Source organism: Desulfobacter curvatus DSM 3379 (assembly GCF_000373985.1).
Lineage (GTDB): Bacteria > Desulfobacterota > Desulfobacteria > Desulfobacterales > Desulfobacteraceae > Desulfobacter > Desulfobacter curvatus.
Window position 1 is genome coordinate 73,704 of record NZ_KB893068.1, and the last position, 12,215, is coordinate 85,918.

A 12,215-nucleotide genomic window follows, 5' to 3' on the forward strand; every position below is an offset into this window, starting at 1 on the left:
GGCTTGCAAGGATCAGAAATTATCCTTCATTGTCAGCCAGATAATCATCATACATGGATTCCAGGCCAAGTTTATGCTTGGACTCTTCCTGCACAAGAATCTGAAACAGCTTTTTTGCATCAGCGTTATCGGTCTTGTCCCCTAAAACCTGATACAGCTTGACTGATTTTTCCTCTCTTTTCATGGCAAGTTTCAAAACTTCAGGCATGGGCATGCCTTTTTCATATTTTGTATCCACCATGTAGTTGCTTATTTTAAGATCGGGGATCTTTTTGAGCTCATAGCTGTCAATCATAGCCTTATTTCCGGAGATATCCGAAAGCAGCGCCACATGTTTTCCTTCTTCTTTTGAAAAATCAATGAAGGTCTGCTTCAGTGCTTTAGAGGGCGCCTCCTCGGCAAGAGACGCATAAAATTCTACAGCTTCCTTTTCTCTGTCAATGGCAAATTCCAATATCTCATCCACGGATTTAAAATTCATTTGTTCTTACCTCCTTTTACTGGTGTTGTGCTTTGGATCAATATCCACTAAATCATTTTCATGCCGTATGCTTACCCAAAATCAGCAAATTTTATACCATCTAATTTGGAAAGGTCAAATAGTATCCTGCACTGTATCACATTTAACAATGATATCATAGAGTACCGGATACGCTGTATGGTGATTAAGACAAAAACATGTTCAAAAAACATGTTTCACACGTTTTTGTCTCAGGCAAAGTTGTGTCACACATTGGGGAATCTTGAGTTGCCGTTTTACCCATTTCAATCGTTATTCGAACCGCCCGGTGATATAATCTTCGGTGAGCTGGTGCAGCGGATTTAAAAAGATTTGCTCCGTAGGCCCGATCTCGATGAGATCTCCCTGGTGGAAATAGGCCGTTCGCTGGGAAATCCGGGATGCCTGTTGCATGGAGTGGGTCACAATGGCAATGGTGTAATTTTGTTTAAGTTCATCAATAAGTTCTTCGATAATCGCCGTGGCAATGGGGTCCAGGGAGGAACAGGGTTCATCCATGAGAATCACCTCCGGGTTAATCGCAATGGCCCTTGCAATACAAAGACGTTGCTGCTGCCCGCCGGACAGACTGGTCCCCGGCATTTCCAGCCGGTCCTTGACTTCACTCCAAAGCCCTGCTCTTTTCAAAGCGCCCACAACCAGTTCGTCGGTCTCTTCCCGGTTCCGGACAAGACCGTGGATTCTTGCACCATAGGCAATGTTGTTATAAATGGATTTGGGAAAGGGGTTGGGCTTTTGAAAAACCATACCCACCTGGGCCCTTAACGGTACCACATCCACGTCGTCGTCATATATATTTTTCCCGTCCATGATGACCTGCCCGGTCACAAGACATCCGTCAATGGTATCGTTCATCCGGTTCAGGCACCGCAGAAAGGTCGATTTACCGCACCCGGAAGGTCCAATCATGGCAATCACTTCGTTGCGTCCGATATCCAGGGTAATATTGCTGATGGCTTTTTTAGAGTCGTAGAATACCGACACATTCCGGCAACTCATTCTGGGATCTTCAAGCGAGGCCCGCCCCACGGTTGCCCGCTCTGTCCGCTCAACCAGCGGACGACGTCCGGGCCTTATAGGCGGATGACCGGTTGTTTGTTTTTCATTCATTTTTATTTATCCTTCGGGCCATGGAAACCATACGGTGGGGTTTAACATTTATGTGGCCCTTAATTGAGATCATCCAAAGTTAAAGGGATAAGTTCTTCAACAATTTTTCTATAATGCCGCCGTTCCTCCCCGGACATGGGAATCAACCCCTTAGTTGTCAGATACCCTTCATCGCCCCAGGTATTTTCACTGGTGAACTCAGCCAGATACGCCCGCATACCTGGGATATTGTCGACATGGGCCTTTTTAATATAAAAATATAAGGGTCGGGACAGGGGATAGGACCCATCGGATATGGACTCAAATGTAGGTTGCACCCCGTCAATAAAAGCACCCTGGATCGTATCCGTGTTCTGGTCCAGGAAAGAAAAGCCCAAAACGCCTAAGGATTCAGGGGATTTAATCAACTTTTCCACGATCAGGTTATCATTTTCCCCGGCTTCAATATAGGCGCCGTCTTCTCGAATGGTATTACAGATTATCTTGTATCTTTTTTTATCGGTTTTTTTCAGATTCGCTATCCATGTAAATACATTTGCACCGCCTTCCATGGCCAACTCCATAAATGCATCACGGGTACCGGATGTGGGAGGCGGCCCAAGCACTTCAATCTTGATATCAGGAAGAGATGGATTTATCTGCTTCCAGGTTTTGTAGGGATTTGGTTGCAAAGTGCCCGTATCCCCCGCCACAGGAACCTGCTTCGCCAGACCGAGAAACAGATCTTTCCGGGTCAGCCTTAACACCTGGGCCTGCCTGGAATTTGCAACAACAATACCGTCATAGCCGATTTTCACCTCAACGATCTCTTTTACACCGTTTTTGAAGTCTTTTTTTAGCTGACTTTTTGTAATCCGGGAGGAAGAGTTGGTAATATCCGGATACTTTACACCAATACCGGCGCCAAAAAGCTTATGTCCGCCGCCGGACCCTGTGGATTCAATTTTTGGAATTTTATAACGGGTCTTTTTTCCAAAATTTTCTGCAACAACAGTGGCAAAAGGATAAATCGTTGAGGATCCGACAATGGAAATATAGTCCCTTGCGGCATCGGCTCCGGCCTGGGCCATGCCAAAAATCAACAGGTAAACCAGGGCAATCAAAGTGAAAATCATTTTTTTCATGGGTAACTCCTGAAACATGCTTTTTACACGTAAGATATATGAACTTGACAAGTCACGGTCTTTTTTCAAATATTTTTCTTAATATAAGCGCCGTGCCGTTCATCACCATAAAAAAAATCAGAAGCACCATGATGGCCGCTGACGATTTTTCCAAAAAAGCCCTTTCCGGACTGCCTGCCCACATGAAAATCTGTATGGGAAGCACCGTGGAAGGATCCGTGAACCCGGCAGGGATATTCGCAATAAAGGCCACCATACCAATCATCAAAAGCGGCGCAGTTGACCCAAGGGCCCGGGCCATGGAGACGAAGGTCCCGGCAAGCATGCCCGGCAGGGCCCGGGGCAAGATATGATGGGCAATCATCTGAACTTTAGAGGCGCCAATACCAAGGCTTGCTTCACGAATGGAAGGCGGCACAGCCCTGAGTGCGAAGCGGCCTGCAATAATAATGTTCGGCAAGGTCATCAAAGCTAAAACCAGTCCGCTTACAACCGGTGTGGATCTGGGAAGGCCGAAAAAATTTAAAAACACGGCCAGCCCCAATAACCCGAATACAATAGGGGGCACAGCTGCCAGATTATTGATGTTCACCTCAATAATCTTTGTCCACCTGTTTTTAGCGGCAAACTCTTCCAGATAAACAGCAGCCATCACACCAATGGGAAAAGAGAGAACCAGCGTGACAATAAGCGAATAAAAGGATCCGCAAACAGCCCCGCGAATCCCGGCAAGTTCAGGCTCCCTGGAATCCCCTGCGGTAAAAAAGGTTTTATTAAATATCTTTTTAATCTGCCCCTGGTTAGCCAGTTGATCTACCCAGGCAAATTGCCGGTCATCAATCCGTCGTTGGGATTCCGGCGTGTCTAAATCAATATGCCCTTTCATCAGCATGTCCACATCATCATCCGCCGGTACCCATATCTGAATGGCGGTCCCGATCGCATCTCGATTCTTGGCCACGAAATCCTGGAGTATGTAGGCGGCGCTTATGCTGACAAGCCCGTACAATTTGCGTTTATCGGTGTGTTTTGTCACATTGGGGAAAATGGACGATAAACTGTTATGAATCAATTTGGAATAATTTGCACCTGCAAGGTCATCCTTGTCTATGACGTTGGTATCCAGAAAGACATCCAGGCGAACCATGGTTTGCTGAAACGCCGTATACCCGTTCATAATAATAGAGATTAACAGCAGAGACAAAAAACTTAAGCTGACTATAATAGCTGTACACCCCAAAAAACGAAATCTGCGTTCTTTACGGTGACGTCTGTTCAACCCCTTTTTGACAATATCGATGGACCTGACCTCGCCTTGTCCACCATTTAAATCATTCATTATGCGACCTGTACTTTCTGACCACAGTGAGGGCCACCACGTTTAAAATCAGGGTAACGACAAACAGCAAAAGTCCCAGGGCAAAGGCGGCCAGGGTCTTGGCATTGTCAAATTCCTGTTCTCCCACCAGCAGGGAGACAATCTGAACTGTAACCGTTGTAACCGCTTTAAAGGGATTTGCGGTCAGGTGTGCAGACAGGCCGGCTGCCATCACAACAATCATAGTCTCCCCAATGGCCCGGGACACAGCCAGCAGTACAACACCCACAATGCCGGGCAGGGCTGCCGGCAACATGATATTTATAATTGTTTCACTCCGGGTGGAACCAAGGCTCACTGCCCCGTCCCGCAAGGACTGGGGCACGGCCTTAATGACATCATGGGAGAAAGAGCCAACAAAAGGAATGAGCATAATACCGATGACGACCCCGGCGGCCAAAGCACTTGCCGAAGATACGGAAAGTCCCAGAATATTACCGGCATCCGTAATGGCCGGAGCCGCAATAAAGGCAGCAAAAAAACCATAAACAACCGTAGGTATGCTGCCCAGAATATCCAAAAGCGGCTTGGCAACATTTCGAAACCTTGCATTGGCATATTCGGACAGGTAAATAGCAACCATAAGCCCTATAGGCACAGCCACACAAATGGCAATGCCGGCAATAAGCATGGTGCCGAAGATAATCGGAACAGCCCCGAACATACCGGAAGATCCGATCTGCTCTGCATGAATGGCCAGCTGGGGGCTCCATTCAAGTCCAAATAAAAATTTATGTACCGGCACAATCTTAAAAAATCGAATCGACTCATAAAGTACAGACAAGGCAATACCGATGGTGGTAAAAACAACCAGGGCGGCGCAGGCAATCAGCGTAATCTCAACAACCTTTTCCACATGATTTCTGGCCCGAAGTTTTGGTGTAATTTTCAAACACACTCCGGTTGTGGCAACTATGGCCATTGCCGTTATAATAACGGTTAACGCGGCCTGGGCGGTCTTTTCAAAACTTTTGTAATGGTCGGCTGCAGCCTGAATGGCAGGACTGATCTGAGCGCTCACAATGTTACCGGATACAATATTTTTGATATCATTGACAACAAGGTTAAGATGGGCTTCGGGCAGGGATCGGATCTGCTCGGGAAGATTGGCAATCACCATATCCATGATAATGGTGGACTGAAAAAAATGCCAGAACGAATAAACAATCAAGGCCGGCACCGCACACCAAATGGCAGTCAGGGTCCCGTAATAGAAGGGTCTGGAGTGAAGTGCACCTGGACCGCCCTGGGCTGCGCAAACGGCCAAGGCCTTGCTGCGGCCGACCAAAAAGCCAACAACGGTCAACACACAAAGGGTTAAAAGCAAAGGGATCGATGTCATCTGTGTTCCTTAGAAATTTCAAATACTTTATTTTTAAGCATTCAATGAAAACCTCGTTCAAATGTATTAGATTCGGTTTAATATTGTATTAGTCAAAAGTTAGGATTGTATTTCGTCCCACATTTTTTTTATCTCGCGAACCCCTTCAATGCAGAACCCGGCACAAATTTTATTTGTCAGTGTTCATCATTATTTCATCCACCCAATGCTTCGCCGTAACTTAAATGACGGAATACGATAATTCCATCATGATAATCTATCAAAATTAAAATTGTATTAGCTAAATGTTGGTGGGGACTGAAACCGGCCGGAAAGATTGCCGGGCAGTGGAATTCAAAGGATGTGAATATAATAGCCGGCCCGTTGAAGCCCGGGCCGGCATAAGTTTGAGAAGGTGCGCTAACTTGCTATAACGGCCATGGGCCGGCCTGGCATATCAACTGCCAGGCACAGCCCTCAACAAAGCTTGGAAAATCTGAGTAAGTTACCCAAACTTTCTTATAAACAGCCATGGGTTGACCGGGTCCATCAAGACCGAGGCTCAACCGACAACCATGCAAAGTGCAGATGAGTGGTTTTGTATTCAGGCACTATTTCGAACCGTTTTTTTCATCAATATCTTTGATGAGCTGTGAAAACGAATTTTGGGCAAGGAATTCACCGAACTGGGCGCGGTAATTATTAATCATACTCACCCCTTCGATGTTGATATCAAATACCAGCCAGGGCTCCGACCCCTGCCTGTACATCATATAGGCAATGGGAATTTCAGTACCATCGGTGGTAATAATCTGAGTTTGAACTTTTGCGTATTCCCGATCCTTTTTCGTTTTGTACTGTTCATTAAGGTAAACCACCTTTTCATTGGTATAGGTTTCAAGCTTGGCTATATATGTATTTTCGATCAGGCGCTGGAACCGGACCGTAAAATCCTGCTTTTCTTCCGGGGTTCTTCTTTTCCAGTGTTTCCCAAGACTAGACTGGGCCATACGCCCAAAATCAAAACCATGCAGGACAATATCACGAATTTTTTGCCTGCGGATCTCTTTTTTTTCATCCCCTCTAAATTCCGGTGTTTTAAGCACATCAAGAATCGCGTCAACTTTGACCTTAAGGGCTTGTGTGGCCGAAGAGGCGTCTTCAGCCAAGGCCTGTTGGGCAACAACAGACATTACACAAAAAATGAATGCAAAGAAAATCAGTGCTCTGATTGTTTTCATCCGTTTTAATCCTTCAAATATCGCCGGTCTTGTTTAAAATGCCGTCAATCTCCTGAAAAGAAAAAGGTGAGGATAAATTTTTCGCACCCTGACCTTTTGGGGAGGCTTTTGGTTTATGGCCGGAACCTGTATACGAGACTATTTGACCGTCTTTGAACTCAATTTGGTAGTTGGGGCGGATACCTTTGCCCGTGGTGCCGAAAAGCACTTTTGATTCGGGATCGACTGCCATGTTTTTCAGTACTTTTTCAAGAAAGGGTTTTGATAATTGTGCCACCCGCTCAATGTCCCATTCAATATTGTTTTTTACCCGGGATCCTGATCCCGATGATGCTGTCCCCTTGGTTTTTAATTTGGCAATCCTGACTTCCATGCCCTTGAGCTTCATTGCCAGATTCTTAACCGAACGTTCCTGAATATCTCCTGAAGCCTTGGGTCTTAATTCGTCCAGTTCACCGAATGCCTGGTCAAAGCAAGCCCTTGACTCATCCACCTCCTTTTTTTCTATAAGCTCATCCATTTGTTCACACAAACGGTTGATAGCCAGTCTTGATTCACGGAATTTAGTGGGTTCCATTTTACCTCCTTCATGGTTAATGCAAACCGTTTTAACCGCCCGCTTTTGCCTGCCCCACCCTGTTTCTTACAGGTTAAGGGCCACGAAAACCGGCGGCAACATGCTGCAATTGATCCGTTATTGTTTCAATACTGTACACCGGCTGCATATTAATTTCAAGAAACACCCCAATTTTGATACACAGATGTTTCTTTACATTCCTTTTCTTTGCCCTTATATTCTGACCATGAAATTTTACGCAGTGGCCAGGGGCCGAAAAACAGGTATATTCACATCATGGCCCGAGGCCGAACGACAGGTCAAAGGATTTGCAGGCGCCAGGTTTAAAAGCTTTAAAACAAAACAGGAGGCCTTGTCCTTTCTGGATGATCCGTCTTACACAAAGCCTGTGTCTTCAACTAAAAATCTTAAAAGTACGCCAAAAAAAAAAGAAACCGGGCAACACCCGCCGGACAATTATGAATACCCGGAAAATGCCGTGATGGTGTATACGGACGGCGGGGCCATCGGCAATCCCGGGCCCGGTGGGTATGGTGTGGTCTTTGAAACAGGAGAAACATTTTCCGGCGGGTTTAATCTGACCACCAACAACCGCATGGAACTTTTGGCTGTTATCGTGGCCCTTGAAGCCCTTGAAGGGGAGACCTGTCCCATCTGCCTGCATTCGGATTCCCGGTACGTTGTCAACGGTATTACCAAAAACTGGGCAAAGGCATGGGAACGCAGGGGCTGGAAAAAATCCGACGGCACCCCGGCCATGAATCCTGACCTGTGGAAGCGTCTACTGGATATGCTGCAAGGTCTTGATGTCCGGTTCATCTGGGTAAAAGGCCATGCCGGCAACCCCTTGAACGAAGCCTGCGATCATCTTGCCAATTCAACGGCACGCATGCCTGGCCTTCCGGACGACACAGGTTATCTTAAGAGCCGCATAGAGAGCACATAGTTACCTGGGGGAAATAAACAATGCATGTAGCATTTGGGTGTTAATGAAACAGTGAGCGTATCCAGTTAAAAAATCCAGTCTTAACCCCATTGGCTTTAGTTTGTTTCAGCGTGGTCGACATTGAATTTGGTCTTTTTTTCATATTCTGTTGTTGAGAAAGTCCATTTTTCGGGTCGGATACTGTTTCTTGTTTTTGGGTGGCAATACCTGTGAAACTTTCTGATTTCTCTTCCAGGGAAGCCTGGATCTCATTGATGACCTCTTCCTGAATATCCTTTTTGGACAATAAAAAACCCGATTGCCTGGCGATCCATGTGGATTCTATAGACGTGGCACAGCCATCGCCGTTTGTTCCGATACCGGACATGGAGGCAATTGAATAGGCAAACTGAATCAATGCCGCCATATTTCGGTCCTTTTCCGGTGCCAGATCCGGATTTTGGTAAAATTTAATACCAGTACAGACCCGGGAAGGGATACGCCAGATCCCCAACAATTTTGATGCGATATTGTTGTCTGTGGTTCCAAATTCATCCAGCACCACAGTATGAACAGGTACTTTTAATTTGACTGCGGTTTGAATGCATTTTGAAAATTCAAAAGGATATTGAATCTCAAGAATTAATTTTCCAATACCATGAAGCAACCCTGCAATATAAAGTTCTCCGGAATTAACATTCATGCCCAGGTTCGGATGCCCCAGACGTCTTGCCGCATTGGCGCAGGCCCAGGAAAAGGCCCAATACTCCTGGGTTTGAAATCCCTCTATTTCAGGAATTTTTGGAAACATGCGCTTAAAAAAATAGAGATTGGCGGAATCAATTGTCTCTTGAAGTCCGATGCGGGCAATGGCTGCTCTCAAACTGTAAACCTCATCAAAGCCCTTGTAATATGCAGAATTCGCCAATTGAAGAATCATGGATAAAAGTCCTGGATCCGAATCAATGATCTTTACAAAATCATCAATCTCTATAGCATCAATTGGCGTTCTCATTAGGGACATCAGTTTCGGCCCATTGGCCGGCATGGGAGGTATTTTGAATTTTGAATTTAAAATGTCCAATGCGATGGCATTGGCTATGGTTTCTTCTCCCTGTTCTTTCTCTTGAGTCGTCATATTCTTTCCTGTCAATTAAAGTCTTATCACTTAAAAAATATGATCCGGAATGATTGCCATGGGCAGACTTGGGCGGTCATTGTGTATATCCACAACAAAGCACAAAAAAACTTCAACTTCAAGAAGTTAAACAGTCCTTCCGTGATTTGCATTTAAAAAAATTTTTAATGGTACATATTGTAAAAGGCTGCCGGGATAAATCCCGGCAGCAAGAGAGAAGAGAGAGATGCCGCTGTCAGGCGGCTGTGGCGTCCGGTGTTAAAAGATACACCAGATTTTTTTGAAGGGTTTTGTAAAGAATATTGTCGATACCGTAATGCTCGGTCACAATGGACATAGACTGCTCATAGGACAGCAATGCTTTATCCCATTCCCCGGACATGGTATGCAAATTGCCCAGATTGTTTAAAAGCTTTGCCACCAGGCACTCTTTCTTCAGCTTACGGGTTAACTCCAGGGCCTGATTCATATTTTTAAAGGCGATATCGAATTTTCCGGCATTTCCTGCTGCCATGGCTGTACGGTTCAACGAACCAATATCTTGAAGCAGGGACCTTAGACATTTTTTTTGTTTATGCGGCATTGATCACGTCCTGTGTCCATTCATTTATTTCTGATTCTTCAGGCTCACCGTCAATTCTAAGGGACTCACACACAAGGGTAGCACCCAGCTTGCGCAGGCGTTCTTCAAGGGCATCCACAGCCCCGCAGAAATATTCATAGGATGAGTCTCCGCACCCGAACACGGCAAATTTTTTACCTGATAAATTTAAATCCCCATTCATATTTTCATAAAAAGGTGCAAAATCCTCCTGGAATTCGATTTCATCATCGCCCCAAGTGGAACTGCCAAGCAGGTATAAATCAAAAGCCTCATTAAGAATATCCACATCAACATCTGACACATTAATCTTTTTGATTGTGTAATCAGCGTTGGATAAATCTGTTGAAATGGTATCAGCAACAGATTCGGTGTTGCCGGTGGTTGATCCGTAAACAATCAATACAGTATTCATAAGCCCTCCCAAATTTATAATTAATGTTATTATATTTTTAGGTACAGCTAACAATAGAAGCCAAAAAAACTTATGTCAAGTACTTTTTTAGGGGAGGATTAATATTTATGATTCGAACTTATCCGCAATGATTGAAAATTAGCTGACCGGAACAACCGGTCAGCTATGGAAATCAGATCACGCCTGCCAGTTCGTGCTTCAGAGACCGCCCCATCAGCCGTTCTATAGTTCTTTCCACAGGGCTGTTCTCAAACAGGACAGAATAGACTTCAGCACAAATGGGCAAATCGACATTAAGTTTTTTTGACATGTTATAAACGGACCGGGTCGTTTTGACCCCTTCGGCGACCATGCGCATTTCCGAAATAATATCATCCAGGCACTTACCCTGCCCGATCTGTTTGCCGACAGTGTAATTTCTGCTGAGAAACCCTGTGCAGGTCAGCAATAGATCTCCGACGCCGGCCAGCCCGGAAAGGGTTAAAGGATCTGCACCAAGACGGGTGCCCAAACGGTTCATTTCCGTCAGGCCACGGGTGATCAAAGCTGCCCTGGGATTAAGCCCCATATTCATTCCGTCACAGGCCCCTGCAGCAATGGCGATGACGTTTTTCATGGCCCCGCCGATCTGGGTGCCTACAATATCATGGTTAACATAGACCCGGAAATTAGAGGCTGAAAAAACATGCTGAATAAATTCGGCCACCTCCTTTTTCACCGCGGCCGCTGCCACCAACGTTGGTACGCCGGCAGCCACTTCCTTGGCAAAACTTGGGCCTGACAGCACACCGAAATTGTGGTCGGGCAGAAAATCAATAATTTCAGACAGAATATCGGTCATGATCATGTGGGTTTTATTTTCAATGCCCTTGGAGGCACTGACCAGAATCGTCCCCGGGGAGACAAACGGTTTCATCTGTAAGGCCACGGCGCGCATACAATGGGAAGGCACCACCATAAGCACAAGGTCTTTTCCGGACACGGCTTTTTCAATGTCATTTGTGGGTATAAGCCCAGGGGGCAGATTGAAGCCGGGCAGAAAAGTTTTGTTTTCCCGGTGAAGGGTAATTTCCTCTTTTACCTCGGGTTCAAAAACCCAGTGGTCCAGGGTAAACCCTTTATCCGCAAGCAGTTTGGCAAGTGCTGTTCCCCAGGCACCGGCCCCGATAACCCCGATTTTTGTATTCATGATATCCATAGACGATTTTATCCCTACCCGTCCTGGTATAATTTTTCCGGACGGATCATTGATTTGTTAAAATTAGGTTTGCCTTTATATACTAATTTTTAAAGAGATTCAACTCAAATAGCCAGTCCGTTTCGGACTTCCTGTACCGTTTCAGGAGTAAAAAGCTGGGCCACAAGTTCCATCGCAAAATCAAGACTGGTACCACCGCCCCTTGAGGTAATACAGTTACCGGCCACCACCACGTCAAGATCTTTGGTATTGCCGTTATCAATGGTATGGGTGAAAGAGGGATGGCAGGTAACCTGCCCCGGCGTAATCAGGCCGTGATGGTGTAAAACCACGGCAGGAGATGCACATATGGCACCGTAAAGCCTGCCGGCTATTGCCTGGGATTTAAGCATCTTTCCAAGAATCTGGGATGCCGCAAGATTATTGGCCCCGGGAAGTCCCCCGGGAATGGCGATCAAATCAAAGGTTTCATCTTTGCATTCTGAAATCAGACAGTCAGCAATAATCTTTGTACCCCGGGCCGCTGTAATATTGAGTTCATCGACAGAGGCAATGGTAACCATTGCCCCTGCTCTTCTGAGCACATCAATAATCGTGACGGCTTCCATTTCCTCAATTCCCTGGGCCAGGGGAACCATTACCTGTTTAGTCATTATATATATCCTTT

Annotated in this window: 13 protein-coding genes; 1 reads left to right on the forward strand and 12 read right to left on the reverse strand. The window is 45.8% G+C overall.

Going from position 1 to position 12,215, the window contains the following annotated elements; all coding sequences use genetic code 11:
• Positions 1 to 19 precede the first annotated feature (19 nt).
• The 7 genes from B147_RS0115700 to B147_RS0115730 form a co-directional block, all read right to left on the reverse strand.
• Positions 20 to 481 (reverse strand): ferritin family protein, encoded by a 462-nt coding sequence (locus B147_RS0115700; protein WP_020588151.1) that lies wholly within the window; start codon positions 479 to 481, stop codon positions 20 to 22.
• 291 nt (positions 482 to 772) lie between these two features.
• Positions 773 to 1,630, reverse strand: a complete 858-nt coding sequence (gene pstB / locus B147_RS0115705; protein ID WP_020588152.1) for a phosphate ABC transporter ATP-binding protein PstB — start codon at positions 1,628 to 1,630, stop codon at positions 773 to 775.
• 59 nt (positions 1,631 to 1,689) lie between these two features.
• Complete coding sequence (locus B147_RS0115710) at positions 1,690 to 2,754, reverse strand: substrate-binding domain-containing protein (RefSeq protein WP_020588153.1); 1,065 nt, start codon at positions 2,752 to 2,754, stop codon at positions 1,690 to 1,692.
• A gap of 52 nt (positions 2,755 to 2,806) precedes the next feature.
• A complete protein-coding gene (pstA, locus tag B147_RS0115715; protein WP_020588154.1) occupies positions 2,807 to 4,093 on the reverse strand; it encodes a phosphate ABC transporter permease PstA in 1,287 nt (428 codons plus the stop codon).
• A complete protein-coding gene (gene pstC / locus B147_RS0115720) occupies positions 4,086 to 5,474 on the reverse strand; it encodes a phosphate ABC transporter permease subunit PstC (RefSeq protein WP_020588155.1) in 1,389 nt (462 codons plus the stop codon). Before pstC ends, pstA begins: the two co-directional genes overlap by 8 nt.
• 590 nt (positions 5,475 to 6,064) lie before the next feature.
• Entirely contained in the window at positions 6,065 to 6,694 is a 630-nt protein-coding gene (locus tag B147_RS0115725) for an MlaC/ttg2D family ABC transporter substrate-binding protein (RefSeq protein ID WP_020588156.1), read from the reverse strand.
• Positions 6,695 to 6,707: 13 nt separating this feature from the next.
• Complete coding sequence (locus B147_RS0115730; RefSeq protein WP_020588157.1) at positions 6,708 to 7,271, reverse strand: hypothetical protein; 564 nt, start codon at positions 7,269 to 7,271, stop codon at positions 6,708 to 6,710.
• Between the two features lie 100 nt (positions 7,272 to 7,371).
• Here B147_RS0115730 and rnhA point away from each other — a divergent pair, with 100 nt between their 5' ends.
• Positions 7,372 to 8,217: a ribonuclease HI gene (rnhA, locus tag B147_RS0115735; protein ID WP_245569029.1), complete on the forward strand. Its 846-nt coding sequence runs from the start codon at positions 7,372 to 7,374 to the stop codon at positions 8,215 to 8,217.
• Between the two features lie 40 nt (positions 8,218 to 8,257).
• Here rnhA and B147_RS0115740 read toward each other — a convergent pair whose 3' ends face one another.
• The 5 genes from B147_RS0115740 to B147_RS0115760 form a co-directional block, all read right to left on the reverse strand.
• The gene (locus tag B147_RS0115740) at positions 8,258 to 9,334 is read right to left on the reverse strand and encodes an HDOD domain-containing protein (RefSeq protein ID WP_020588159.1); all 1,077 of its coding nucleotides are present in this window, start codon (positions 9,332 to 9,334) and stop codon (positions 8,258 to 8,260) included.
• Between the two features lie 235 nt (positions 9,335 to 9,569).
• On the reverse strand, positions 9,570 to 9,917 hold the full coding sequence (locus tag B147_RS0115745) for a tetratricopeptide repeat protein (protein ID WP_020588160.1): 348 nt from the start codon (positions 9,915 to 9,917) through the stop codon (positions 9,570 to 9,572).
• On the reverse strand, positions 9,907 to 10,350 hold the full coding sequence (locus B147_RS0115750) for a flavodoxin (RefSeq protein WP_020588161.1): 444 nt from the start codon (positions 10,348 to 10,350) through the stop codon (positions 9,907 to 9,909). The genes B147_RS0115745 and B147_RS0115750 overlap by 11 nt, the downstream gene beginning before the upstream one ends.
• A gap of 172 nt (positions 10,351 to 10,522) precedes the next feature.
• Positions 10,523 to 11,548 carry an NAD(P)H-dependent glycerol-3-phosphate dehydrogenase gene (locus tag B147_RS0115755; RefSeq protein WP_020588162.1) on the reverse strand — a complete coding sequence of 342 codons (1,026 nt, stop codon included), beginning with the start codon at positions 11,546 to 11,548 and terminating at the stop codon, positions 10,523 to 10,525.
• Positions 11,549 to 11,652: 104 nt separating this feature from the next.
• Entirely contained in the window at positions 11,653 to 12,201 is a 549-nt protein-coding gene (locus tag B147_RS0115760) for a DJ-1 family glyoxalase III (protein ID WP_020588163.1), read from the reverse strand.
• Positions 12,202 to 12,215 lie beyond the last annotated feature (14 nt).